Below are 24,989 nucleotides of genomic sequence, written 5' to 3'. Positions count from 1 at the left end.
GGAGTCCCGGCCGGCCCTCTTCCCTCTGCCTCCCCGTGCTGTCCACTCTCCCGCGAGTGCTCCGGCTGCCCGCGCGGCGCGGACCGTCCGGCCCTCCCGCCGCGGCCTGCTCGCGGCCGCCGGCGTCCTCTCGGCGGCGGCGCTGTCCGGGTGCGGGAACGACACCAGTGACCGCTACGAGTCCGGCTACGTCTCCGGCGACGGCGTGACCACCGAGATCGCCCCCGATCAGCGCACCGAGCCCCTCGAGTTCTCCGGCACCACGTACGACGGGGAGGAGTTCTCCGCCGCGGACCAGCGCGGCGAGGTCCTCGTGGTCAACGTCTGGTACGCCTCGTGCCCGCCGTGCCGCAAGGAGGCCCCGGAGCTGCAGAAGATCCACGAGGACTACGCCGATCAGGGCGTGCGGTTCGTCGGGGTCAACGTGCGCGATTCCGAGGGTCCTGCCAGGGCGTTCGAGGAGAACTACGGGATCACCTACCCCTCGATGCCCGACCAGGACGCCCAGATCATGTACGAGCTGCGCGGCCAGGTCGCGCCCAACGCCGTCCCCTCCACCCTGGTGCTGGACCGTGAGGGCCGCGTCGCCGCGCGCATCTCCGGCGCCGCGGATCCCTCCGTGCTGCGCAGCATGCTCGACGGGGTGCTCGCCGAATGATCCTCGCCGAGATCGGAGCGGCCTTCCAGGCGACCGCGCTGTCCGGATCCTTGCTGCTGGCGATCGCCGTGGCCGCCGCCGCGGGACTGGTCGCCTTCCTCTCCCCGTGCGTGCTGCCCGTCGTCCCCGGCTATCTCGGGTACGTCTCGGGACTGGCAGGCCAGAGCGGCGTCGTCGCCGGCACGCGGGGGCGGACCTCGCCGGCCCGGAAGGGCGCCAAGCCCGGCACCGGGCGTATGCTCGCCGGCAGCCTCCTGTTCGTCGCCGGCTTCGCAGCGGTGTTCATGGTGCTCGGCGGCTTCGCCGGCGCTCTGGGGTACCTGCTGCAGGAGTACAGCGTGTGGATCGACCGCGTCGCCGGCGCCATCGTCATCCTCATGGGCCTGGTCTTCCTGGGAGTCTTCCCCGGTCTCGGCGCCAACCGACCCGTCTCCAGCAAGCGCCCGGACGCGGGCCTGCTGGGCGCCCCGCTGATGGGCCTCGTCTTCGGTCTCAGCTGGACCCCGTGCATCGGGCCCACCTATGCCGCGATCGTCGCCCTGTCCCTGAACGGCGGCGGGGACGGCGCCGCGCTGCGCGGCGGCGTGCTGGCCCTCGCGTACTCCCTGGGCCTGGGCATCCCGTTCGTGCTGTTCGCCCTGCTGTTCGAGCGCGCCCTGGGGCTGAGCAAGAAGCTCTCCCGTCACCGCCGCAGCATCGGCCTGGTCTCCGGGGCGCTGCTGATCACGATCGGTGTGCTGCTGATGACGGGGCAGTGGTCGGCCTGGATGGGTGACCTGCAGAGCGTGATCTCGACCTTCGAGCCGGTGGTCTGATGGCCGGCGACGACGATGCGGAGAAGAACCTGAGCACCTCACCACGCCCCGGGGACGAGAAGGGCGGGGCCCCGAGCGCCGCGAAGAGCGCGGGAGCGGACGGCAGCTCGTCCGAGGACGCCGCCTCGCCGGATCCCTGGAGCAGCAAGCGCGACAAGAACGGCCCGCGCGGCGGCACCAGCCTGCCCTCGCTGGGACTGCGCGGCACCCTGCTGTTCCTGTGGCGCCAGCTGACCAGCATGCAGACGGCGCTGATCCTGCTGATGCTGCTGGCGATCGCCGCCGTCCCGGGGTCGTTGTACCCGCAGCGCAGCGTCAACCCGGCTCTGACCGACCAGTTCCTCGAGGAGAACGGGCGCTGGGGCGAGCTGTTGGACACCCTCGGGTTCTTCGAGGTGTTCTCCTCACCGTGGTTCTCGGCGATCTACCTGCTGCTGTTCATCTCCTTGATCGGCTGCATCGTCCCGCGGGTGGGCGTGCACCTCGCCCAGCTGCGCTCGAAGCCGCCTCGCACCCCCTCGCGGCTGACCCGTTTCACGGGCTATACCCGCACCGAACTGCCCGGCGCCGACGCCGATCAGCTCCTGCAGACCGCGCAGCGCTCCCTGCGTCGCTCCCGCTACCGCACCCAGCGCCGCGAGGAGACGGCCGCCGCCTCCGTCAGCGCCGAGCGCGGGCTGCTGCGCGAGACCGGGAACCTGCTGTTCCACATCGCCCTGGTCGGCGTCCTGATCTGCGTCGCCGGCGGCCAGCTGACCAGCTACCGCGGTCAGATCACCGTGGTCGAGGGCTCCGGCTTCTCCAACTCCCTGACCCAGTACGACTCCTTCGACTCCGGGCCCTGGTTCGACCCCTCGAGCCTGCCCCCGTTCCGTTTCACGCTCGAGGACTTCCGCGCCGAGTACGTCCAGGAGGGCCCCGAGGACCGCGTGGGCCAGCCGCTGTCCTTCGAGGCCGACGTCCACGTCGACACCCCGGGGCAGACGGAGGAGGACCGCACCCTGCAGGTGAACAAGCCCCTGCATGTCGACGGCTCCTCGATGTACCTGCTGGGCAACGGCTACGCCCCCGAGGTGACCGTCACCGATCCCGAGGGCACGGTCGTGGCCGAGGGCCCGGTCATCACCGTGCCCTCCGGCGATGTCGGCTACACCTCGCAGCTGGTGATCAAGGCGCCCGATGCGAAGCCGAAGCAGACGGCCGTGGTCGGCTATTTCCTTCCCACCGGGGTGATCGACGAGCAGGGACCGCACTCGATCTACCCGGACCTCGTGGATCCGCAGCTCGCGCTGACCGTCCACCAGGGAGACCTCGGGCTCGACGAGGGGGTGCCGACCAATGCCTACGAGGTCGACGTCTCCTCGCTGGAGCCGGTGGCCGACGAGGACGGCTCGCCGGTGCTGGTGCGCCTGTACCCGAACCAGGAGTACGAGCTGCCCGACGGCACCACCATCAGCTTCGACGGAGTCAAGCGCTACGCCGCGTTCGACGTCGCCCACGACCCGTTCGAGCGCTGGGTCCTGGTCAGTGCTCTGGTCGCCGCCGGCGGGCTCATCCTCTCCCTGTTCGTGCCGCGACGGCGGCTCTGGGTGCGCGTGGGCGAACGGGACGGCACCGCCGTGCTGGAGGTCGCCGGCCTCGCCCGCAGCGACGACCCGGCCCTGCCGGATGATGTGCAGGCACTGGCCGACAAGATCATCTCGGCGCAGGATGGGGGCGCGGCCACCGAGCAGACGGCGGCCGGCCGGACGGCGACCGATCAGTCGGCGCCGGATCGCACGGCGCAGGATGGCACGGCGCAGGATGGGACGGCGCAGGACGGGACGGCGCAGGATGGGACCGGGTCGCGCGCCGAGCGCGACCCGGCGGCTCCGGAGACGGCAGCCGATGACGATGACACCCCTGGAGGTAGTGCACAGTGATTGACCAGCAGCTGGCGGAGATCTCGAATCTCGCCATCGTGGTGACGATCGTGCTGTACGTGCTCGCACTGATCGGCTTCGCCGCCGACCTCGCGTCCATGTCCCAGCGCCGCAGCGATGCGCGGCTGGCCGCACAGGAGAGCCGCACCTCCGGTGCCGCGCCGGCCGCTGAGCCCGCGACCGTCGGCTCCGGAGCCGCCTCACGGGCCGAGACCGCCGAGGCGGCGGTTCCCGGCGCCGGGTCCGGGGCCACCACGTCGCAGGGACGATCCGGCGGAACCGCGGGCACCGGTGTCAGCGACGAGGCCGCCGGCTCGGGCCCGCCGTCGGGCCGGGCCTCCGGCACGATGACCGCACAGTCCTTCGCCTTCCTGCTCTCCGGCGCGGCGACGGTGCTGCACATCGCGGGTGTCGCCACCCGGGCCGCCGCCACCCAGCGGGTGCCGTGGGCGAACATGTACGAGTTCGCCACCACCAGCACCGCCGTGGTGATGGCGGCGTTCCTGATCTTCTCGATCAAGCGTGCCGAGCTGCGGGCGCTGGGCACCTTCGTCGTCGGCCCGGTGCTGCTGGTGATGCTGCTGGCGCAGACGTTCTGGATCGTGCCCGCCGCCGAGCTGACCCCGAGCCTGCAGAACTCCCACTGGATCTACATCCACATCGCCGTCGCGATCCTGGCCACCGCCCTGTCCATCCTCGGAGCCGTGGTCGCCGCCCTGCAGCTGCTGCAGTCTCGCCACGAGCGCGCCCTGGTGGTCAAGGCCGAGGCGGGCGAGGAGCTGCCCGAGCACTGGGGCCGCTTCGGGCACGTCCTGGACCGGCTGCCCAGCTCCACCGTGCTGGAGGCGCTGAGCTTCCGGATCCATTCCGTCGCGTTCGTGTGCTGGACCTTCACGCTGATGTTCGGCGCGATCTGGGCGCGCGAGGCGTGGGGCCGCTACTGGGGCTGGGACCCCAAGGAGGTGTGGACGTTCATCATCTGGGTGATCTACGCCGCCTACCTCCACGCCCGCGCCACCGGCGGATTCCGTGGCAGTCGCGCCGCCGGGCTCGCCCTGGCGGGGTTCGTGGCCGTGGTCTTCAACTACACGATCGTCAACACGGTCATCAACGGCCTGCACTCGTACTCGGGGCTGTGACCCGGGGCAGTCCTGCTCGGGCCTGCTCAGTCCTGCTGCGGGCTCGTGCAGATCCTTACTCGGAGTTCTGGTCGCCGTCCTGATCGCGGTGACGGCGCTCCCGCCGCTCGCGGCGGATGTCCTCGTCGAGCCGGCGCAGGAAGTCGGGATCCTCGTCGGGCGCCGTGGGCCGGGTCCGGCGCGACCCGCCGCTGCCGCCGTTGCTGCGGTCCTTGCCGACGATCAGCCAGGTGATCGGCCCCACCCACGGCAGCAGCACGATGAGCACCACCCACGCCCACTTCGGGATGCCGCGGACCTTGTCGTTCGTGGTCTGGACGCAGTCAGCGAGCGCGAAGACGGTCAGGGCGATGGATACGAGAGCGAGGATCGCGCGGGGCATGGCGGGAGTCTAGGCAACGCGCCTGATCATTGCGGTGATCGGCGTCATGTCGGTGACCGGGCTCATGACCATGATCGGCCCATTCCCATGCGGGCGCTCTACCCTGATCCCATGCGAGAAATGGCCCTGTTCGCCGTCATCCGCCTGGCCCTGTGGGTCGGGATCTGGTGGGTACTGACCCTGTTCGACATCGGGGTGATGCTGGCAGGCGTGCTCGCGGCGCTGCTGGCGATGCTGATCTCGATCCTGTTCCTGCACCGGATCCGAGAGGCCGCCGCCATGCGCTGGAAGGCTGCCGATGATCGCCGCCGCGCCCGCAAGGGCGAGCCGGTCGACGAGGACGCCGTCGAGGAGGACGCGCTGCTGGACGACTACGGCCGGGCCACCGACGCCGACGGGAAGGACATCGACGGGGATCGCGCCGACGAGGACGACGCCGACGAGGACGACGCCGACGGGGATGATGCGGACGGGGACGGCGCCGACGGGAATGATGCCGACGAGGACGACGCCGACGGGGATGATGCCGACAGGGACCGCGCCGACGGGATCACACGGCCAGAGAGATGAGCAGCAGCAGCGCGTAGACCAGCTCGAGCCGACCCGTGGCTCCGAGCACCGGAATCAGGTCCCGGCCACTCGCGCCGCGCAGCACGGTGCGCACCGGCGCGATCGCCAGCGGCAGCGCGACCAGCACCGCCACGGTGGGCCAGTGGACGAGCATCACCGGCACCAGCAGCGCGAAGGGGGCCAGCATGGTCGCGGCGAACAGCACGCGGGTGCCACGCTCGCCCAGCCGCACCGCCAGGGTCTGCTTGCCGGAGACGGAGTCGGTGGGGATGTCGCGCAGATTGTTGGTCAGCAGGATCGCCACCGCCAGCAGCCCGACCCCGACGGAGGCGAGCACGGACACCCATCCCAGCTGCACCGTGATCGCGTAGGCGGTGCCGTTGACGGCGACCAGGCCGAAGAAGAGGAAGACGAACACTTCACCGAGGCCGCGATAGCCGTACGGATTCTTGCCCCCGGTGTAGAACCACGCGGCGGCGATGGCGGCGGCCCCGACGATCAGCATCCACCAGATCTGGGCGAGGGCGATCAGCACCACCCCGAACAGCGCGCCGGCGGCGAGCGCGGCGATGGCGGCTGTCCTGACCTGCCGCGGGGCAGCGGCGCGCGAACCTGTCAACCGGAACGGCCCCACTCGGTCCTCGTCCGTGCCGCGGATCCCGTCGGAATAGTCGTTGGCGTAGTTGACCCCGACCTGGAGGCACAGGGCCACCGCGAGCGCGAGCAGCGCCCGGGGGATCACCACGGCCCAGTCGACGCCGCCGGTCTGCGTATCCAGCTGCCAGATCGCGGCACCTGTGCCGGCGGCGACGGGGGACAGGGCGGCCGGAAGGGTGCGGGGTCGGGCGCCCTGGACCCACTGCGACAGGCTGGCCATTGTGCTCCTCGAGGAATCGACAGGCCACCCCGGTGGCGGCCCCGCAGAAGCATACGCCCAGGCCGGAGGGGAAAGAGGTGCCGTGGCCCACGGCACAGCGACGCAGAGCCCGGCGGCCGCGCTCATCCGGCTGCGAGGCGCCGGGCCGCGGCCCGATCCACCTTCCCGATCCCCAGCAGGGGCAGCTCCTCGACCACATGGACCCGCTTGGGGACCATGTGCGCCGGGACGTCGCTGGTACGCAGGGCGGAGCGCACGAGCGACGGCGCTTCTGCGGGCTCCGCGCCCGCCTCGAGGGTGACCAGGACTTCGACCCGCTGGCCCCACTCGGGATCATCCACCCCCACCACGACACAGGAGCGCACCAGCCCGCGCAGCATGAGGGAGCGGTCGATGGCGCGCTCGACATCCTGCGGTAGGACCTTCCGGCCGCCGGTGTTGATGACGTCGTCGGCACGGCCCAGCACGGTCAGCGCGCCGTCCGGGTCGAGCTCGGCGAGGTCCGACGTGCTGAAGGAACGGGGCTCGTCCTGCGAGAACGCCGCGGTGTCGGTGCCGCCGTCCGCGGTGAGGTAGCCCAGCGCCAGGGTGGGGGAGATGATCGCCAGCCGCCCCGCGCCGTCGCTGTCGGGCGCCTGCACCCGCAGCTGCACCCCCGGCAGCGGCCGACGGTCGTAGACGCAGCCGCCCGCGGTCTCGGAGGACCCGTAGGTCGTGACGACGCGGATCCGCTGGGCGCGGGCTCGTGCGAGCACGTCACCTCTGGTCGCGGCGCCACCGACGAGCACGGCGTCGAAGCGCTTGAGGACCGCGCGGGCGCGGGCGTCGGCCCCGGAGCCCCCGGTGACGATCCGGGTGAGCTGGGTGGGGACCAGCGAGGTGAACGCGGGCAGCCCGGCCGCAGCGGCCTGCTCGAGCGCGGGCTCGGCCAGCGCGACGAAGGCGGCGGCGTCGAAATGCCCCCGCAGGTCCGGCAGCGGGTCCGGCAGAGCCGGTTCGGGCAGGCCCAGCACCTGGGCGGTGCGGTGGGCGCGGGCGATGACCTGCACTCCGGCGATGTGGGTCGGCGGGAGCAGCGGGAGCCAGAACCCGTGCCCCCCGGATCCGGCCACAGCGCTCCGGGACCGCGTGGAGGTGCCGGCTCCCGCCGAGACGTCCGCCGCCAGATGGGCGGCCGTGGCGTCATGGGAGGCCAGCAGCGCCTGGCGGGTCAGGGCCACTGCCTTGGCGGTCCCGGTCGACCCGGAGGTCGGGACCACCAGCGCGGTCTCCTCGAACCCCGCGGGCAGAGTCGGCGGAGGATCGAAGGGGCCCAGCCACAGCCTCCCGGTGCCGGCCATGACCTCGTCGATGGCGCGGGCGTGCGCGTCCAGGGAGGCGGCGGAGGCATCGTCGCGGGGCGGGATGAGCCAGGGACGCTCGGGCGGGGGAGCCGCGGCGCGCTGGGACGGGGGAGTCACGGCGCGCTCAGCCCTGGGGGTGGGGGAACGGCGACCAGTCGGGGGAGCGCTTCTCGAGGAAGGCGTCACGGCCCTCGGCGGCCTCGTCGGTCATGTAGGCCAGTCGGGTGGCCTCACCGGCGAAGACCTGCTGGCCCATGAGCCCGTCGTCGGCCAGGTTGAAGGCGAACTTCAGCATCCGGATCGCCTGCGGGGACTTGGTGGCGATCACCGCGGCCTGCCGCAGCGCCTCCTCCTCGAGGTCCGCATGGTCCACCACCCGGTTCACCGCGCCCCAGTCGAGGGCGTCCTGGGCGGAGTACTCCTCGGCGAGGAAGAAGATCTCCCGCGCCCGCTTCTGGCCCACCTGCTTGGCGAGGTAGGCCGAGCCGTAGCCGCCGTCGAAGGAACCCACATCGGCGTCGGTCTGCTTGAAGCGCGCGTGCTCGCGGGAAGCGATGCTCAGATCGGCGACCACGTGCAGGGAGTGCCCGCCGCCGGCCGCCCATCCGTTGACCACGGCGATGACGACCTTCCCCATTGTGCGGATCAGACGCTGGACCTCGAGGATGTGCAGCCGCCCGCTGGAGCCGGCGCGCACCTGCGAGGTCTCGCCCAGCTCCTCCTGCTCGGCGTACTCGTAGCCGGAGCGGCCTCGGATGCGCTGGTCGCCGCCGGAGCAGAAGGCGCGGCCGCCGTCCTTGGGCGAGGGGCCGTTGCCGGTGAGGAGGATGACGCCGACGCCGGGATCCAGGCGGGCATGATCCAGCGCCCGGTACAGCTCATCGACCGTTCGGGGACGGAAGGCATTGCGCACCTCGGGCCGATCGAAGGCGACCCGGACGCAGGGCAGGTCGCGGATGGTCGCCTCCCCGTCCGGGCTCTCGATGCGCTCGACGGCCCGGTGATAGGTGACATCGCTGAGGGCCTGCCCGCCGTGCTCTGCCGGCGTCACCTCCCGCCACCGACGGGGATCGAAGGTCTCGGAGACCGACGGGGGCAATGACGAAGCAGCGGCGGCGGAGGTCATGGGACTCAGGGTAGTCCGGGCTCGCCTCGGACATCAGCTCCCCGTACCTCAGCGCCGCGGAGGACGGGCCCGCGGTTTCGGCCGGCGGCCCTCGTCCCGTTAACCTCGAGGGATGCGCATCCCCACCGCTCTGCGCGAGCGCGGCATCGATCGTGTCCTCGCCTGGTCGATCCCCCTGACCACACGCTTCCGCGGCATCACCGAACGGGACGGACTGCTCCTGCACGGGCCCGCCGGCTGGGCCGAGTTCTCCCCGTTCTGGGACTACGACGCCGACGAGTCGGCGACCTGGCTGCGTGCGGCGCTCGCCGACGCCACCGATCCCCGCCCGGCTCCGCGTCGTGAGCAGATCGAGGTCAATGCCACCATCCCCGTGGTCCCCGCCGTGCTGGCCCACCGCATCGCCACCGTCGGCGGCGCCCGCACCGCCAAGGTCAAGGTCGCCGATCCCGCCTCGACCCTGGCCGAGGACGCCGCGCGGCTGGAGGCCGTGCGCGACGCGATGGGACCGGATGCCCGGCTCCGCATCGACGCCAACGCCGCCTGGACCCTGGAGGAGGCGCTGGCCGCCCTGCCGGTGCTGGACCGGGCCGCCGGGGGCCTCGAGTACGCCGAGCAGCCCTGCGCGAGCATCGAGGATCTCGCCTCGGTGCGCCGCGCCCTCGACATCCCGATCGCGGCCGACGAATCGGTGCGGAGGGCCGAGGACCCGCTGCGGGTGGCGCGGGCCGAGGCGGCCGACGTGCTGGTGCTGAAGGTGCAGCCGCTCGGGGGCGTGGCACGGTGCCTGGACCTCGCCGAGCAGGCAGGCCTGCCCGTGGTCGTCTCCTCCGCCCTGGAGTCCAGCGTCGGTCTCAGCGCCGGCCTCGCGTTCGCCGCCGCCCTGCCCGAGCTCACCCATGCCTGCGGCCTCGCCACCGCCGCCCTGCTCACTGGGGATCTGGTCACCGAGCCGCTGCATGCAGCCGGCGGCACGATCCCCGTCGGCCGTCCCGAGCCCGAGCCGGAGCTGCTGGAGCGGCATGCGGCGCCGCCCGAGCTCGCCGCCCGGTGGCAGGAACGCCTGGAGGTCTGCGCCGCGCGGTGGTGACGGCTGTGCCGAACTACTCTGGCAACATGCACGAGACCGCCCTTCCCGCGCCGCCCTCGTCGATCAGCACACCCCGTCTCGCAGGATCCGGCGCGGTCGAGGAAGCGGTCGCGATCTGGGACGCACTGGCAGCGCTCGGCGTCCGGGACGCCGTCCTCGCCCCGGGGTCGCGCTCCGCCCCGCTCGTCTACGGGCTCTGCGAGCCCCGTCCGGCCGCAGAGATCCGCTCTCACGTGCGTATCGACGAGCGTGCCGCCGCCTTCACCGCCCTGGGGCTCTCGCGCCACGACCGCGCGCATCCGGCGGTCGTGGCCACCACCTCCGGCACCGCGACGGCGCACCTGCTGGCGGCCGTGATGGAATCCCACCACTCGCGCGTGCCGCTGCTGGTGCTGACCGCGGATCGACCCGCCGAGCTGCGCGACGTCGGCGCGAACCAGACCACGCGGCAGGCCGGCATGTTCCGCTCGCTGGTGCGCTTCGACGCCGATCTGCCCGCCCCCACGGCCACCGGCGCCACGCCGGCCGAACTGCGCACCGCCGTCTCGGTGGCCGCCCGCGCGTTCGCCGTCGCGACGGGCGAGCATCCCGGCCCGGTCCACCTCAACCTCGGGTTCCGCGACCCTCTCGTACCCCGGGCCCCTGCCGCCGACATCCCCGCGGGGGAGCGCGAGCGGATCGTGCTCACCCACCGCCCGGCGCCCGTGCCGCCGCCGGCGCATCCCGTTCCGGTCAGCGCGCGCACCGTCGTCGTCGCCGGTGACGCCGGCGCGGCTGCGCGCGGATTCGCCGAGCGCCACCACCTGCCGCTGCTGGCCGAACCCAGCTCCGGCGCGCGCGGCGGCGCGACGCTCGTGCCCGGCTACCCCGCACTGCTCGCGGAGATCATGGCCGACCCGGACCACCCGCTGCGGCCCGAGCGGGCCATCGTGTTCGGGCACCCGACCCTCTCGCGGCCCGTGATCGGCCAGCTGCTCGGCGCCGAGGACGTCGAGGTGATCGTGGTCGACCAGCATCCCGACTGGGCCGACGCCGCACGCCGTGCTCGCCTCGTCGTCCCCGCGGCCGCGGGGGAGGACCCGGCCCTGGCCGACAGCATCCGATCCGGCGCTGGGACTGGCGATGGTGCCGGTGCCGGCACCGGCGCCGGCACCGGCGAGGACGAGCAGCAGGACCGGTCCGAGAACCAGCAGGACCGCCTCGAGGTCGCGGCGCGCCAGGAGCGCCTGGAGGCGTGGCGCCGCGCCGCCGCGGACCGCACGGCGCAGCTGACGGCTGCCTGGCAGCAGCGGGCCGCCCTCGCCGTCTGGAACGCGACCGGTGAGGACGACCTGCTCGTGCTCGGCTCCTCGAGCCTGATCCGCGACCTCGAGCAGCACGCGGGCGCCACCGCAGGGCGCATCATCGCCAACCGCGGTCTGGCCGGGATCGACGGCACCCTCTCAATGGCCGGCGGCATCGCCCTGGCCCTTCGCGGCTCCGGCGACGTGCCGGGGGCGGGAACCGAGGCCGGGGCCGCACCGGGCCGGGTGCGGGTGCTGGCCGGCGACCTCACGGCTCTGCACGACCTCACCGGGCTGGTCATCGGTCCCCACGAGCAGACCCCCGACCTCGATGTGATCGTCGTCGACGACGGGGGTGGCCGGATCTTCTCCGGCCTTGAGCACGCCGCCGCCCCTCCCGAGCTGCTGCGGCGGTTCTTCACCACTCCGCACGGCGTGGACATCGCCGGCGCCGTGACTGCTCTGGGCGCCGCCGTGCAGCGCGTGGACGCGGACAGCCTGCCCGCAGCACTGGCACAGTCGGGATCCGGGCTACGGGCGTTCCTCGTCCAGGAAGGGTCCAGCTCGCAATCGTCGAATTCGGCAGCAGAGGTGGTCCCATGAATGACATGAAGGACGAGCGCGAACCGTACGAGAACCACGACGACGCCGCGTCGACCCCCGACCATGCCGCCCCGTTCTTCGGGTACAGGGGCCCGGGGGACCCGAACCTTCCCGGCGGGTACCGCGGCGCCCAGGACACTCCGCCGACCGAGCAGTTCGAGCCGACCCCGGACCACGCCGGGTCCGGGCCCGGCGACGACTCCGCGTACCCACCGGCAGCGGAGGACGCAGCCGCGTGGGGTCCCGCGGCCGGCACGTACTCCGACCCCTTCGCCTCCCCGGCCTCATCCGCTCCGGCCGCGACCCCGGCGGCCGGCTCGGCTCCGGCCGCGACCCCGGCGGCCGGCTCGGCTCCGTCCGCGGTCCCGCCGGCCGGCTCGGCACCACGGCGACGCGGCCCCGGCTGGGGCGGGGTGACGGCGCTGGTGGCACTGGGGATGCTGTTCTCCAGCGGCGCGACCCTCGGCGGCGTCGTCGCCTACGACGAGTTCATCGATCCGGAGGCGCCGGCGACGGAGCAGTCGACCCCGTCTCCTGGCACGACGGCCAGCCCCACCGCGGTGTCCTCCACCGAGGATCCGGACTGGACGGCGGTCGCCGATCAGGTCGCGCCGAGCGCCGTCGCGATCCAGGTCTCCTCGGGGGCCGGGACCAGCCAGGGCACCGGCGTGATCCTCGACGAGCAGGGGGCGATCCTGACCAACAACCACGTCGTCACCGACGCGGAGTCCGCGCAGGTGACCACCAGCGACGGCCTGTCCTACTCCGCCTCCGTCGTCGGCACCGACCCCACCACGGACCTCGCGGTGATCCGCCTGGACTCCCCGCCGGAGGGTCTCCAGCCGGCCACCTTCGCCGATTCCTCGACCGTCACGGTGGGTCAGTCGGTGATGGCCTTCGGGACTCCCTTGGGACTGGAGAACACGGTGACCACCGGCATCGTCTCGGCGCTGGATCGGCCGGTCACGGCCTCGGGGGACGAGACGGACGGCTCCGACGCCACGTACACCTCCGCGATCCAGACCGACGCGGCCATCAACCCCGGCAACTCCGGGGGCCCGCTCGTGGACGCCGCCGGCCAGGTGATCGGCATCAACACCGCCATCGCCGGGATCCCCAACGCCTCCGGTCAGGCCGGAAGCATCGGCCTCGGCTTCGCGATCCCCTCGAACACGGCCGCGATGATCGCCGGTCAGCTCCAGGCCGACGGCACGGCCGACCACGCGTACGTCGGTGTGACCAGCACCGACGGGGCGCAGACCGTCGGCGATGTCACCCACCGGGGCGCAGAGGTGGTCAGTGTCGAGCCCGGGAGCCCTGCGGAGCAGGCCGGGCTGCAGGAGGGTGATCTGATCACCGCGGTGGACGAGACGCCCGTGGGCAGCGCAGCCGCCCTGACCGGGGTGGTGCGCGGACTGCCGGTGGACTCCGAGCACACGCTGACCGTGGTCCGCGACCAGGACGTCCAGGAACTCCAGATCACGCTGGGCCAGGCACCCTCCTGAGCGCTGCCTCCTGAGCATTCACTCCTGAGCCGGGCCGCGAGTCCCCGGCTGCGCCCCGGTCAGGTCAGGCGCGCCCGGCAGGATCCTGAGTCGGCTCGCCGCGCAGAGCGCGCAGCATCGGGCGGCACTTGGCGAGGACCTCAGCGTGTTCCGAGACCGGATCCGAGGCGGCCACCAGCCCGCCGCCCGCGTGCAGTCGTGCCGTGTGCTCATCGACCAGATGGGCCATCCGCAGCGCGATCGCCCACTGTCCATCGCCGTGGGCGTCCATCCACCCCACGGGTGCCGCATATCCGCCGCGGTCGTGCGTCTCCAGACGGGAGATGATCTCGTCGGCCGCGTCCCGGGGCGTGCCCGAGACAGCCGCCGAGGGGTGCAGCCGGGAGGCGACATCCAGGCTCGTCACGCCCTCGAGCAGCCTCGCGGAGACGTCGGAGGCCAGATGCTCCAGCCCCGGCAGACGCAGCACGAACGGCTCCGAGGAGACCTCGATGTCCTCGGCCAGGCCGGCGAGACGCTCGACCACGGACTCCGCGGCGAACGCGTGCTCGGAGAGCTCCTTGGCGTCGGCGCGGAAGGCACGACGGTCGGCCTCGTCCAGCTCGCCGTTGTCGGCCACCGGCCGGGTGCCCGCGAGCACGCGGGAGAAGACCCGGCCGTGCTCGGTCTGGGCGAGCATCTCCGGGCTCGCCCCGACCACGTCGTCCAGGTGGTACACCCAGGTGCTGGGATAGTCGCGGGCCAGTCGCGTCAGCAGCACCGCCGGCTCGATCGGGGTCCCGGAACGAACCGTCGTGCGCTCGGACAGCACGACCTTCGCGGCCCCGCCCTGCCGGATCTCCTCGACGGCGTCGCGGACCAGCCACTGGTACTCGTCCGGCGTGTGCTCCGCCTCCACCTCGAGGGCTCCCGGCGTCGCGGACACGACGGGGGAGGAGGGGAACAGATCCCGCCAGGAGGCCGGCATGAGCGGGTCCTCGTCGACCCCGACCACGGTCAGGAACGACTCCCCGTCATGGACCCCCAGCACGGCCCGCGGCACCATCAGCACGGACGACCTCGCCGAGGAATCCGCGTAGGAGAAGCTGCCCAGTGCGAGCAGCCCGCTGGTACGGGTGCGCACCTCATCATCGACGCGGGCACGGGCGGCGACCGCTCGGAAGGCGGCGCTGGCGGCGGCGAAGCGATGCGGGCCGGCCGTGCGCACCGACCATGCCGAGCCGAGCGCGACCATGCCCTGACCGTGCCGCAGCCATGCCGCACTGACCCCGACCGGGATATGGCCCAGCAGGTCGACCGGCTCCTCGATGCGGACTGTGCGGGCGGAGAGCGTCACCGGTTCGGCGGCGGCCTCAGGGCTGGGATTCGGGGCGGACATCCGTGTCATTATGCGGCACCCGCCGCGCCCCGCGCCGTGACCTGTGTCCCCTCCCCGGATGCACGGCCCGGCCGCGCCGAGGTGCGACTATGGACCGGCGACCCCGACCTCGGGGTGCCGGCCCCGGAGCCCCCTCGGCTCCGCTTCCCCGTCGTGACCCGCCCAAGGAGCATCCCGTGAGCAGCAACGGCGACAGCATCGCGACGCCCGTGGCCCGTGGCGCGATCGCCGCGATCCTCTCCCTCGGGACGGCGCTCGCCGTGGTGGTGGTCCCTGCGCTGGCCGCCCAGGTCGCCGGCACCCGGTCCTCCGCGACCGTGCTGGACGCGGTGATCATCGCTCTGAACCTGCTGGTCCTCGGCCACGGCGGCGGGATCGTGCTGAGCACAGGGGTCGTCGAGGGCGCCGTCACCCTGACCCCGTTCGGGCTGCTCATCGTGCTGCTGGCGATCTCGTTGCTGGGCATGCGCCGGGTAGGACGGGCCCTGCGGCTGGTCCGCGACGACGGCGTGCTGCGCGCCCGCGCCCTGCGCGACGCCGGCGGGGCGCTGGGCTCCTATGCGTTCGTCTACGCCGTCGGGCTGGCGGTGCTGGCCGGGATCGGGCGCAGCGCCGAGGCCAGCCCCGTGGTGACCTCGGCGCTGGTCTCCGGCGCGATGATCGCCGTCCTCGGCGGCCTGGCCGGGGTGCTGTTCTCCCTGCGCCGTGACGCCACCTCGACGGTTCCCGGGGTGCGCGTGCTCGACCTCCTGCCCAGCCCGTACGGCGACATCGCCCGGGCCGCGCTGATCGCCGTGGTGGGCCTGCTCGGGCTCGGGATGCTGGTGACCGTGGTGATGCTGCTGGTCTCCCTGCCCGCGCAGTCCTCGCTGTTCGAGTCCCTCTCGCCCGGGATCGTCGGCGGCATCGTGCTGACCCTGATCCAGCTCGCACTGCTGCCGCTGCTGGCTCTGTGGGCGCTGGTGGTCGTCGCCGGCGGCACCATCGGTGTGGGCACCTCGACGGGGATCTCGCTGGCCGGCGCCGAGACCGGCGTGATGCCGGCGCTGCCCATGCTGGGTGCGCTGCCGGGCCCCGGGGACTTCCCCGGCTGGATGTGGGCGCTGCTGGTCCTTCCCGCGATCCCCGTCGCGGCCGGCGCCGTCAACCTCGTCGGCAACGTCGCGGACCTCGAGCTGCGCGACCGCGTCACCGCCTGGATCGCCTACCCCGCGTCGGTGATCCTCGCGGTGCTGCTGCTGGCGGGCCTGTCCACCGGTGGCATCGGAGACGGCCGCCTCGTCCACCTGGGCCCGCAGATGGACAGCCTGGTGCTCCCGCTGACGGGCATCGTGGCGGTCTCCACCGCTGTGGTGCTGGTGGTGATGGCCACCCCGCTGATCGACTGGTCCCGCGCCCTGGTCGCCGCGCTGCGCGAGAAGGTGGAAGGCGCCGAGAAGGCCGAGCGCTCGGAGACGACCCACCCTCGGGGACGCACCGCCCAGAACGACGCGCACCGGCACACCCCGTCGCAGAACGGGTCCGACACGCAACGGGACGTGCCGGAGTCGGAGCCCGGCCCGCGCACCGGCGGGGCCGGCGCTGGCGACGACGACCCGAGCGATGGACAGAGCGAGGCCGACGCTGACGGCGGTGCCGGCGAGGCACCGGGCTCGGCCGACGGACGAAGCGCGACCGACGGAGCGAGCGAGGCCGACGGACGAAGCGCGACCGGCGAAGGGGCCGAGGGCGAGGCCGAGGGCGCCTTCGGTCTCAGCCGCCCAGAAGACCGCTGAGCCATTCGGCCATCGAGTCCTGCGCCTCGACATCGCACTGCGACTGCGCCTGCTCGGTGATCGCCGTCGCGCGGCACTCCTGGATCTCCGCCATCGGCCCGTAGAACAGCAGCGAGAGCAGCGAGCCGGTGATGATCATCAGCGTGGCCGGCACGCCGATCACGGCCGCCATGATCGCCATGCCGCGGCGCCCCTCCCGGAAGGACTGCACGACCAGCAGGATCAGCAGCACCAGCGCGGCCAGGCCCGCCACCCCGGCGAACAGGGAGAACGGCAGGGGAGCGAGCGTCAGCAGCCAGGACGCCAGCAGCGCGAGCGTCAGCCCGCCCAGCAGACGACGGTGCCGCGCCGACCCCCTGCCGCCCGACGCCGTGCCCCGATCGCTGTTCTGTTCGCTGCTCATCGGTCCCATTGTGCCCGCTTCGCCGGGACTGATCCTGATCAGCCCAGCCCAGCCCAGCCCCTCGCCGCAGATCGAGCCGGACAGGCCTCGGCCGGATGGGCGTGGAGCGTCGCGGTCGGTGCCCGCATTACGCTGACCCGGTGATGCGACATCCGGTGACCCGAACCCCCGTGGCCGTCCTCATCTCCGGCACCGGCTCCAATCTCGCCGCCCTGCTGCGCGCCGCCCAGGACCAGGACTGCCCGTACACCGTGGTCGGCGTCATCGCCGATCGCGACGCCTCCGGCCTCGAGCACGCCCGCGCCGAGGGGATCCCCACCGAGGTGGTGCGGCTCGGCGACCATCCGGACCGTCCGGCGTGGGATCAGGCCCTCGCGCGCGCCATGGCCCGCCTGGACCCGCAGCTGGTCGTGCTGGCGGGATTCATGAAACTCGTCGGCCCCCCGCTGCTGGAGGCCTACGGCGGACGCATCATCAACACCCACCCGGCCCTGCTCCCGTCCTTCCCCGGCGCCCACGGCGTCCGCGACGCCCTCGCCCACGGGGTGAAGGTCACCGGCGTCAGCGTCATCGAGGTGGACGCCGGTGTCGACACCGGCCGCATCCTCGCCCAGGCCCCGGTCGAGGTGCTGGACACGGACACGGAGGAGTCCCTCCACGAGCGCATCAAGCGTGCCGAGCAGCCGCTCCTGGTCGACGTCGTGCGGCGGCTGACCGCCGCGTCCTGACCCGGGCCGACTGATCCTGACCGAGCCGGGCACCGCCCGCGAGGTCCGGATACAGTGGCCTCACACGACTGGCGAAGGTGGGAGACCACCGGGGAGTGACGTCTGTGGGCATCGACCGCCTGGGTGCCCGCGGCAAGGAACAGATCCGAACAGGAGCACGCCACGTGAACACCGCTGCACGCCGCCCGATTCGCCGCGCCCTCATCTCCGTCTTCGACAAGACGGGCATCACCGAGCTCGCCCGCACCCTGGCCGATAACGGCGCCGAGATCGTCTCCACCGGCTCCACCGCCGCCACCATCCGCGAGGCCGGCACCCCGGTCACCGACGTCGAGACCGTCACCGGGTTCCCGGAGATGCTCGACGGACGCGTGAAGACCCTCCATCCCCGCGTCCACGCCGGGATCCTCGCCGACCAGCGGCTCGATTCGCACCGCGAACAGCTCAGCACCCACGAGATCGAGGCCTTCGACCTGGTCGTGGTGAACCTCTACCCCTTCAGCGAGACCGTCGCCGCCGGCGGCAGCTTCGAGGAGATCATCGAGAAGATCGACATCGGCGGGCCGTCCATGGTGCGCGGGGCCGCCAAGAACTTCGCCTCCCTCGCCGTGGTCGTCGATCCCCAGGACTACTCCCGGGCCGCCGACGCCGCCGCAGCGGGCGGGTTCACCCAGGCCGAGCGCCAGGAGCTGGCGACCATCGCGTTCACCCGCACTGCCGAGTACGACGAGGCCATCAGCGACTGGATGCTGAGCCGGCTCACCGAGGATGCCGACGAGGGCCAGGGCGCCGGCCCCGGCCGCGCGAGCGAGGACGAGGCCGACGGGCCCAGCGGCTCCGCCGCCTTCGTGCTGGACATGGCCGACGAGGAGGCCGCCGCCTCCGGCTTCCGCACCCTGCGCTACGGCGAGAACCCCCACCAGCGCGCCCGCGTCGCCGTCATCGACGACGACCAGCCCGGTATCGCCGGCGCCGAGCAGCTCGGCGGCAAGGAGATGAGCTACAACAACTACGTCGATGCGGACGCCGCCGTGCGCGCCGCCTTCGACCATGAGCGCCCGTGCGTGGCCGTGGTCAAGCACAACAACCCCTGCGGCATCGCCGTCACGGCCGAGGGCGAGGACATCGCCGGCGCCCATCGGCGTGCCCATGGCACCGACCCGGTCTCCGCCTACGGCGGCGTCATCGCCACCAACCGTCCGGTCACCCTCGCCATGGCCCAGCAGGTCAAGCCCGTCTTCACCGAGGTCATCCTGGCCCCGGCCTACGACGACGAGGCGCTCGACCTGCTGCGCACCAAGAAGAACCTCCGCATCCTCCGGCTCCAGGGCGCCTACCAGCGGCCCGTCGAGATCCATGAGATCTGGGGCGGCTCCCTGGTCCAGGATGCCGACCGCCTCGACGCGGAGGGCGATGATCCCGGCAACTGGACCCTCGCCGCCGGGGAGGCCGCCGACGAGGCCACCCTCGCCGACCTCGCCTTCGCCTGGCGCTCCGTGCGCGCGGTGAAGTCCAACGCCATCCTGCTGGCCGCTGACGGCGCGGCCGTCGGCATCGGGATGGGCCAGGTCAACCGCCTGGACTCCTGCCGCCTGGCTGTCACCCGTGCCAACACGCTCGGCGAGCACGCCGAGGGCGAGGCCGCCCCGGAGCGCGCCCGCGGCGCCGTGGCGGCCTCGGACGCGTTCTTCCCCTTCGCCGACGGCGCCCAGATCCTGCTTGACGCGGGGGTGAAGGCGATCGTCCAGCCCGGCGGCTCCATCCGCGACGAGGACGTGATCGAGGCCTGCCGCGCCGCCGGCGCCACGCTCTATCTCACCGGGACCCGCCACTTCGCCCACTGAGGCCCACGACCGCGTCCGAGCCCCTGCCCTCGGCAGCTCTTGCCTGCGCACATCCGCCCGTCGCGCCGGTGGGTCGTCCCGGTTTGTTCACCGCTCGGTCACGATGGAGACCTAGGGTGGGGTGCATAGACCAGCGACCGAAGGAGCGACCGTGAGGATCCCGGACAACCAGAGCCTGCGCGAGTACATCGAACATCTGCGCGAGGAGGGGTACACGGTCGCGGACGGGCACACCCCCGACCCCGACCTGATCGACCCCCAGGGCAACCCCGTCTACACCTGGCAGGAGGGGTACCCGTACGACACGCGCATGGACCGCGACGAGTACGAGCTCGAGAAGTACCGCCTCCAGGTGGAGCTGCTGAAGTACCAGTACTGGCTGGAGGACAACGACCAGAAGGCCATCATCATCTTCGAGGGGCGGGACGCGGCCGGCAAGGGCGGCACCATCAAGCGCTTCACCGAGCACCTCAACCCCCGCACCGCCCGCGTCGTCGCGCTGAACAAGCCCAGCGACCGCGAGCGCGGCCAGTGGTACTTCCAGCGCTACGTCCAGCACCTGCCCACCGAGGGCGAGATCGTGCTGTTCGACCGCTCCTGGTACAACCGCGCCGGTGTGGAGCGCGTGATGGGCTTCGCCACCCCGGAGCAGTACGAGACCTTCATGAACCAGGTGCCCTACTTCGAGCGCATGCTCGTCGACTCCGGTATCCACCTCACCAAGTTCTGGTTCTCGGTCTCGCAGAAGGAGCAGCGCACCCGCTTCGCGATCCGGCAGCTGGACCCGGTGCGCCGCTGGAAGCTGTCCCCGATGGACCTCGAGTCCCTGGACCGCTGGGAGGCCTACACCCAGGCCAAGGAGGAGATGTTCCGCCGGACGGACAAGAAGTACGCGCCGTGGACGATCATCCGCTCCAACGACAAGAAGCGTGCGCGCCTGAACGCGATGCGCTACTTCCTCTCCCAGTTCGAGTACGAGGACAAGGACCACGAAGTCGTCGGGAAGCCGGATCCGAAGCTGGTGATGCGCGGCAAGATGGAAGAGGCCGACGAGTGAGCTGAGCGCCGCCTCTGCCCGGGGTCAGTCGCCGCTGGACTCCGTGGGCAGGCGGGTGATCTCCCCGGAATCCAGCTTCGCGTTCTCCGGCGCGGGGAACGTGCCGGTGGAGGTGGCCCGCACCGGGGCGGTCATCGAGGCGGGGGAGAGCAGGCTCTGCAGGCGGCGCTCGTCGACCAGGCCGCGCTCCAGGACGAGATCGGCGACCGGGCGTCCCGTCTCCAGCGCGGTGGCGGCCACGTCCGTCGCGGCGGCGTAGCCGATCACCGGGACCAGGGCCGTGATCACTCCGATCGAGCGTCGCAGGTAGCTGTCCAGGACGTGCTCGTTCAGGGTGATCCCCGCGATGCAGCGATCGGCCAGGGTGTTCATGGCACGGATCATGATGCGCGTGGACTCGAGGATGTTGAAGCAGATCACGGGCTCGAACGCGTTCAGCTGGAGCTGCCCGCCCTCGGCCGCGAAGGTCACCGTGAGGTCGTTGCCGATCACCTCGAAGGCGACCTGGTTGACGACCTCGGGAATCACCGGATTCACCTTGCCCGGCATGATCGAGCTGCCCGGCTGCACGGCCGGCAGGATGATCTCCGCCAGGCCCGCCCGCGGCCCCGAGGACAGCAGCCGCAGGTCGTTGCAGATCTTGGAGATCTTCACCGCGATCCGCTTGAGGACCCCCGAGAACGTCACGAAGGCGCCGGTGTCGCTGGTGGCCTCGACCAGGTCCGCGGAGACGGTGAAGGGCACACCGGTGAGCTCAGCGAGCTCCTGCGTGGCCAACTGGGCGTAGCCCGGATCGGAGGTGATGCCGGTCCCGATCGCGGTCGCGCCGAGGTTGATCTCCTGGAAGAGGGTCGCGGTGCGGGTGAGGCGCTCGACGTCCTCGGCGATCGTCGTCGCCCAGCCGTTGAACTCCTGGCCGACCGTCATCGGCACGGCGTCCTGCATCTGGGTGCGGCCCACCTTCAGCACCGAGGAGAATTCCTCGCCCTTGGAGCGCAGCGTCCCGATCAGCGAGTCCATCGCATCCGCCAGCGCGGGGAAGGACAGCATCATCGCCAGACGCACCGCGGTGGGGTACACGTCGTTGGTGGACTGGCCGAGGTTGACGTGATTGTTGGGGTGCAGCCGGTCGTACTCGCCCCGCTGCCGGCCCAGGATCTCCAGCGCCCGGTTGGCGATGACCTCGTTGGCGTTCATGTTGGTGCTGGTACCCGCACCGCCCTGGATCATGTCCACGACGAAATGCTCGTGCAGGGCACCGTCGACGATCTCCGCGCAGGCCTGCTCGATGGCGGCGGCCCGCTCGTCATCGAGCGCCCCGAGCTGGTTGTTCGCGCGGGCCGCGGCCCGCTTGACCTGGGCCAGCGCCTCGATCAGACGGGGGAAGTGACTCAGCGGAACGCCGGTGATGTGGAAGTTCTCCCGCGCCCGCAGGGTCTGGATGCCGTAATAGGCGTCGGCCGGCACATCGCGGTCGCCGAGCAGGTCGTGCTCGCTCCGCGTGCCGGCGTGCTGCGTGGTACCGGGGACGGTCATCGCGGAATCCTCCAGATCGGGCGGACGGCCGACGGCAGTGCCGGCCCCGGCCAGGGTAACCAGCCGCGGCGACTGCCGCGGGCGTATCGAGGCCGTCTCGACGTCGTCGAGCAGTCGGGCAGTCACGTCGTCGAGCAGTCGGCCCCTCGGCCCCTCGGGCAGTCGGGCAGTCGGGCAGTCGGGCAGTCGGGCAGTCGGGCCGTCGCCCCGCCGGGCCGCCGGCCGATCAGACAGGCAGGCGCGCGGCCGGCGCGTCGGCCGTAGCATGGAGCCGTGCGTGCCGACCGATCCCCGTTCACCCTGCGTGCCGCTTTCCGTCGGCAGGCGGTACTGACGCTCGCCCTGTGCGCGCTCGCCGGGATCCTGGTCGTGGGCACGACGGTATCGACCCCGTGGGCGGGCGCCCTGCTCGCGGCGCTGCTGGGAGTGCTTGCACTGCTGCGCGCTGTGCTGCCGGTGCGCACCGTCGGCGCCCTGGCGGTGCGTTCGCGCGCGCTGGATGTGAGCGTGCTGGCCCTGCTGGCGATCGGGATCGGCGTGCTCTCGAGCGCACCGAATCTCTGACCCGGGTCGGCTCATCGCCGACGCGGGTCGGTCCCGCCGGCTCTCCGGGGGCCAGTCCGGTCGGCTCCCCGGCGGGTCAGCCCCTCGGCTCTCTCGGGGCCGGCCTCGTCGGCTCCGACGGGCTCTGACGCGGGTCAGTCCCGTTCCGGGTGCGCCGTCAGCAGGCGGATGCGGCCGTCGACCAGACCGTAGACCGCGCCGGCGACGGCCAGGCGTCCCTCCTCGTGTGCGCTGCGCACCAGGTCGGAGGAGGCCAGCAGGTCCTCGATCGTGCCGATCACGTGATGGTCCACGCCGTCGGCTGCGGAGCCGTCAGGGTCGAGGTGGCCGCGCACGCCCTCGACCAGCGCGGGCATCGCCCCGGGCAGCTCGCGGCCGTCGGCCAGGTACTGCTGGGCGGCACCGACCGCGCCGCAGGACTCGTGGCCCAGCACCATCGCCGCGGAGACGCCGAGCTGCTCGACGGCGAACTCGATGGAGGCCTGCACCGAGCGGTCCAGCACGTGCCCCGCGGTGCGGACCACGAAGAGGTCTCCGAAGCCCTGGTCGAGGAGGAACTCGACGGTCACCCGGGAATCGGAGCAGGCGAGGACCACGGCGAACGGCTGCTGTCCGCGGGCGAGCGCGCGGCGGTGCTCATCGCTCTGATGAGGGCGCTGCGAACGTCCTTCGGAGAACCGCGTGTTGCCCTCCAGGAGGGCCTCCAGCGCACCGTGAGGAGTATGACGATCGTGGGGGTCGGGCATGGTGTTTTCCACGGCGCCCAGTGTGGCACGATCAGAGCTGTGCCCACCGATTCCGCACGTCTGCATGCCGTATTCGACCTCGCCATGAGGATCGGCGAGGGCCTGCTCACGAACGGGGCCGCGGCCTCGGAGGTCACGGCCACCGTGCTGCGGGTCACCAGCTCCTCCGGCTACCGCAACGTCTCGGTCCAGGTCACTTTCGACGAGGTCACGATCTCCTACCTCGCCGACGAGTCCTCGGCCCCGTTCACCCGGGTCCGCTCGGCGGGCGCCCGGGTCCAGGACTTCGCACGGCTGGCCGCGTTCGAGGACATCACCCACGACTACATCTCCGGTGAGCTGCCGCTGGAGGAAGCCCGCCGCCGGGCCGAGGCGATTCCCCGCGAGGCCCCGGCGTACAAGCTGCCCCTGGTGGTCTCCGGCTTCGCGGTGATGGGCGGATCGGCCGCGCTGAGCTTCGGTGCCGGGGTGCTCGTGGTCGTCGCGGCGACCTTCACCGCCGGGCTGCTGATCGCGGCGGGGGAGTACCTTGCCCGGCTGCACATCCCCCCGTTCTACGGGCAGGCGCTCGGGGGCTTCCTCGGGGTCAGCGCCGCCGTGCTCGTGAACCTGATCGACCCCACCGTGAACTCCTCGATCGTGGTGGTCTCCTGCATCATCGTCCAGCTGGCCGGACTCTCCTCGATCGGCGCGGTCCAGGACGCCGTCACCGGCTGGTACGTCACCGCCGCCGGCCGCATCCTGGAGACGCTGATGATGACCGTGGGCGTCGTGGCCGGGGTGCGCGGCGGCATGCTGCTGGCCGACATGATCGAGGCCGACATCTCGGTCAGCGCCGCCCTGCCGCTCTCTCTGACCACCACCCTCGTCGTCGTCATCTCCGGGATCGGGATGGGTCTGGGCTACGGGGTGGGCACCCAGGTGCCGTGGCGCATGCTGCCCTGGATCTCGCTGGTCGCCGCAGGCTCGGCCAGCATCTCGCACCTGGTCAAGAGCCTCACCCCGGAGGGCGTGTACGCCGTGGCCATCGCAGCCTTCGTCTCCGGTGTCGCCTCGGTCGTCCTCGGTGATCGACTGCGGGCCCCGGGCCTGCTGTTCGTGATGGGCGGGGTCATCCCTCTGGTCCCCGGCAGTCGAATCTACGCGGGCCTGCTCGGGCTCAGCGGGGACATGTCCACCGGAGCGGCCGAGCTGTTCGCCGCCGCCGAGATCGCCGTGGGGATCGCCTCGGGGGCCGTGCTCGGGCAGATGCTGGCCTCCCGCGCGCTGCCCTACTTCCGGCGCAGCGGCATCGCCTACACCCCGAGCATCTCCTCGCCGTTCACCACCCTGCGCCGTCGTCGCCTGACGCTCGGTTCGCGACGCTTCCGCAGGCGCCGCGGGGCGCAGGTGGTCGAACCGTCTACGATGACGGGCGAGATGACAGCGCTGTCTCCCGCGATGTTCGAGGACCTCGAAGATCCCGGGGTCCCGGAGGAGAGCGGGGGCCCGGAGGATCCGCCGGAGAACCACGGGCGGCGCACCGACACCGAGGAGACCCCATGAGTTCCCTGAGTCAACCTCTAGGCCGTGAGAGCGCTGCTGTGGTCGTTTCTGTCGGTTCTGCGCCGCTCGTGGATGGTGGGGTCGTAGCACGTTCCGTCGC

The 24,989-nt window shown here is 72.2% G+C and carries 22 protein-coding genes; 14 read left to right on the top strand and 8 right to left on the bottom strand.

The features are described from left to right. Window positions 1-106 precede the first annotated feature (106 nt). From ACFQRJ_RS06410 to ccsB, 4 genes are read left to right on the top strand one after another with little or no spacing between them, the layout of a single operon-like run. Window positions 107-658 (top strand): TlpA family protein disulfide reductase, encoded by a 552-nt coding sequence (locus ACFQRJ_RS06410; RefSeq protein ID WP_377018426.1) that lies wholly within the window; start codon window positions 107-109, stop codon window positions 656-658. After that, window positions 655-1,473: a cytochrome c biogenesis CcdA family protein gene (locus tag ACFQRJ_RS06405; protein WP_377018155.1), complete on the top strand. Its 819-nt coding sequence runs from the start codon at window positions 655-657 to the stop codon at window positions 1,471-1,473. Before ACFQRJ_RS06410 ends, ACFQRJ_RS06405 begins: the two co-directional genes overlap by 4 nt. Then, window positions 1,473-3,395, top strand: coding sequence for a cytochrome c biogenesis protein ResB (locus ACFQRJ_RS06400; protein WP_377018154.1), 1,923 nt, complete (start codon window positions 1,473-1,475; stop codon window positions 3,393-3,395). The genes ACFQRJ_RS06405 and ACFQRJ_RS06400 overlap by 1 nt, the downstream gene beginning before the upstream one ends. Continuing rightward, on the top strand, window positions 3,392-4,534 hold the full coding sequence (gene ccsB / locus ACFQRJ_RS06395) for a c-type cytochrome biogenesis protein CcsB (protein ID WP_377018153.1): 1,143 nt from the start codon (window positions 3,392-3,394) through the stop codon (window positions 4,532-4,534). The genes ACFQRJ_RS06400 and ccsB overlap by 4 nt, the downstream gene beginning before the upstream one ends. A 55-nt stretch (window positions 4,535-4,589) precedes the next feature. On the opposite strand, the gene ACFQRJ_RS06390 is transcribed toward ccsB, so the two are convergent. After that, complete coding sequence (locus ACFQRJ_RS06390; RefSeq protein ID WP_377018152.1) at window positions 4,590-4,916, bottom strand: PLD nuclease N-terminal domain-containing protein; 327 nt, start codon at window positions 4,914-4,916, stop codon at window positions 4,590-4,592. 111 nt (window positions 4,917-5,027) lie between these two features. Here ACFQRJ_RS06390 and ACFQRJ_RS06385 point away from each other — a divergent pair, with 111 nt between their 5' ends. Then, entirely contained in the window at window positions 5,028-5,486 is a 459-nt protein-coding gene (locus ACFQRJ_RS06385; RefSeq protein WP_377018151.1) for a DUF4229 domain-containing protein, read from the top strand. Here the strand turns inward: ACFQRJ_RS06385 and ACFQRJ_RS06380 are convergent. The 3 genes from ACFQRJ_RS06380 to ACFQRJ_RS06370 form a co-directional block, all read right to left on the bottom strand. After that, on the bottom strand, window positions 5,467-6,363 hold the full coding sequence (locus tag ACFQRJ_RS06380; protein ID WP_377018150.1) for a 1,4-dihydroxy-2-naphthoate polyprenyltransferase: 897 nt from the start codon (window positions 6,361-6,363) through the stop codon (window positions 5,467-5,469). The two genes, ACFQRJ_RS06385 and ACFQRJ_RS06380, sit on opposite strands and share 20 nt — an antisense overlap. A 122-nt stretch (window positions 6,364-6,485) precedes the next feature. Then, complete coding sequence (locus tag ACFQRJ_RS06375; protein WP_377018149.1) at window positions 6,486-7,823, bottom strand: AMP-binding protein; 1,338 nt, start codon at window positions 7,821-7,823, stop codon at window positions 6,486-6,488. 7 nt (window positions 7,824-7,830) lie between these two features. After that, window positions 7,831-8,832: a 1,4-dihydroxy-2-naphthoyl-CoA synthase gene (locus ACFQRJ_RS06370; protein ID WP_377018148.1), complete on the bottom strand. Its 1,002-nt coding sequence runs from the start codon at window positions 8,830-8,832 to the stop codon at window positions 7,831-7,833. Between the two features lie 112 nt (window positions 8,833-8,944). On the opposite strand from ACFQRJ_RS06370, the gene ACFQRJ_RS06365 reads away from it, so the two are divergent. Genes ACFQRJ_RS06365 through ACFQRJ_RS06355 form a run of 3 tightly spaced genes read left to right on the top strand, consistent with a single transcriptional unit; the run spans window position 8,945 to window position 13,313 of the window. Then, complete coding sequence (locus ACFQRJ_RS06365; protein ID WP_377018147.1) at window positions 8,945-9,922, top strand: o-succinylbenzoate synthase; 978 nt, start codon at window positions 8,945-8,947, stop codon at window positions 9,920-9,922. Window positions 9,923-9,948: 26 nt separating this feature from the next. Beyond that, window positions 9,949-11,808: a 2-succinyl-5-enolpyruvyl-6-hydroxy-3-cyclohexene-1-carboxylic-acid synthase gene (menD, locus tag ACFQRJ_RS06360; RefSeq protein ID WP_377018146.1), complete on the top strand. Its 1,860-nt coding sequence runs from the start codon at window positions 9,949-9,951 to the stop codon at window positions 11,806-11,808. Then, window positions 11,805-13,313, top strand: a complete 1,509-nt coding sequence (locus tag ACFQRJ_RS06355) for a S1C family serine protease (protein WP_377018145.1) — start codon at window positions 11,805-11,807, stop codon at window positions 13,311-13,313. Before menD ends, ACFQRJ_RS06355 begins: the two co-directional genes overlap by 4 nt. Window positions 13,314-13,377: 64 nt before the next feature. Here ACFQRJ_RS06355 and ACFQRJ_RS06350 read toward each other — a convergent pair whose 3' ends face one another. Continuing rightward, the gene (locus ACFQRJ_RS06350) at window positions 13,378-14,691 is read right to left on the bottom strand and encodes an isochorismate synthase MenF (RefSeq protein WP_377018144.1); all 1,314 of its coding nucleotides are present in this window, start codon (window positions 14,689-14,691) and stop codon (window positions 13,378-13,380) included. Window positions 14,692-14,867: 176 nt separating this feature from the next. Here ACFQRJ_RS06350 and ACFQRJ_RS06345 point away from each other — a divergent pair, with 176 nt between their 5' ends. Beyond that, the gene (locus ACFQRJ_RS06345) at window positions 14,868-16,466 is read left to right on the top strand and encodes a DUF6350 family protein (protein WP_377018143.1); all 1,599 of its coding nucleotides are present in this window, start codon (window positions 14,868-14,870) and stop codon (window positions 16,464-16,466) included. On the opposite strand, the gene ACFQRJ_RS06340 is transcribed toward ACFQRJ_RS06345, so the two are convergent. Further along, window positions 16,444-16,869, bottom strand: coding sequence for a hypothetical protein (locus tag ACFQRJ_RS06340; protein ID WP_377018142.1), 426 nt, complete (start codon window positions 16,867-16,869; stop codon window positions 16,444-16,446). The genes ACFQRJ_RS06345 and ACFQRJ_RS06340 overlap by 23 nt on opposite strands. A 155-nt stretch (window positions 16,870-17,024) precedes the next feature. Here ACFQRJ_RS06340 and purN point away from each other — a divergent pair, with 155 nt between their 5' ends. The 3 genes from purN (at window position 17,025) to ppk2 (ending at window position 20,498) form a co-directional block, all read left to right on the top strand. Then, complete coding sequence (gene purN / locus ACFQRJ_RS06335) at window positions 17,025-17,597, top strand: phosphoribosylglycinamide formyltransferase (protein ID WP_377018141.1); 573 nt, start codon at window positions 17,025-17,027, stop codon at window positions 17,595-17,597. Window positions 17,598-17,761: 164 nt separating this feature from the next. Further along, a complete protein-coding gene (gene purH / locus ACFQRJ_RS06330) occupies window positions 17,762-19,441 on the top strand; it encodes a bifunctional phosphoribosylaminoimidazolecarboxamide formyltransferase/IMP cyclohydrolase (RefSeq protein ID WP_377018140.1) in 1,680 nt (559 codons plus the stop codon). A 151-nt stretch (window positions 19,442-19,592) separates the two neighbouring features. Continuing rightward, window positions 19,593-20,498, top strand: coding sequence for a polyphosphate kinase 2 (ppk2, locus tag ACFQRJ_RS06325; RefSeq protein WP_377018139.1), 906 nt, complete (start codon window positions 19,593-19,595; stop codon window positions 20,496-20,498). Between the two features lie 24 nt (window positions 20,499-20,522). On the opposite strand, the gene ACFQRJ_RS06320 is transcribed toward ppk2, so the two are convergent. Further along, complete coding sequence (locus ACFQRJ_RS06320; RefSeq protein WP_377018138.1) at window positions 20,523-22,034, bottom strand: aspartate ammonia-lyase; 1,512 nt, start codon at window positions 22,032-22,034, stop codon at window positions 20,523-20,525. 273 nt (window positions 22,035-22,307) lie between these two features. Between ACFQRJ_RS06320 and ACFQRJ_RS06315 the strand changes: the two genes are divergently transcribed. Further along, a complete protein-coding gene (locus tag ACFQRJ_RS06315; RefSeq protein WP_377018137.1) occupies window positions 22,308-22,598 on the top strand; it encodes a DUF3017 domain-containing protein in 291 nt (96 codons plus the stop codon). 134 nt (window positions 22,599-22,732) lie between these two features. Here the strand turns inward: ACFQRJ_RS06315 and ACFQRJ_RS06310 are convergent, their stop codons facing one another. Next, window positions 22,733-23,344, bottom strand: a complete 612-nt coding sequence (locus ACFQRJ_RS06310; RefSeq protein WP_377018136.1) for a carbonic anhydrase — start codon at window positions 23,342-23,344, stop codon at window positions 22,733-22,735. Window positions 23,345-23,383: 39 nt separating this feature from the next. Here ACFQRJ_RS06310 and ACFQRJ_RS06305 point away from each other — a divergent pair, with 39 nt between their 5' ends. Beyond that, window positions 23,384-24,889 (top strand): threonine/serine exporter ThrE family protein, encoded by a 1,506-nt coding sequence (locus ACFQRJ_RS06305; RefSeq protein WP_377018135.1) that lies wholly within the window; start codon window positions 23,384-23,386, stop codon window positions 24,887-24,889. Window positions 24,890-24,989: the final 100 nt, after the last annotated feature.

It is taken from the genome of Brachybacterium sp. GCM10030252 (assembly GCF_042666535.1).
GTDB lineage: Bacteria > Actinomycetota > Actinomycetes > Actinomycetales > Dermabacteraceae > Brachybacterium.
The sequence above is the reverse complement of the archived record's forward strand: the minus strand, read 5'-3'. Positions and strand labels throughout refer to the sequence as shown.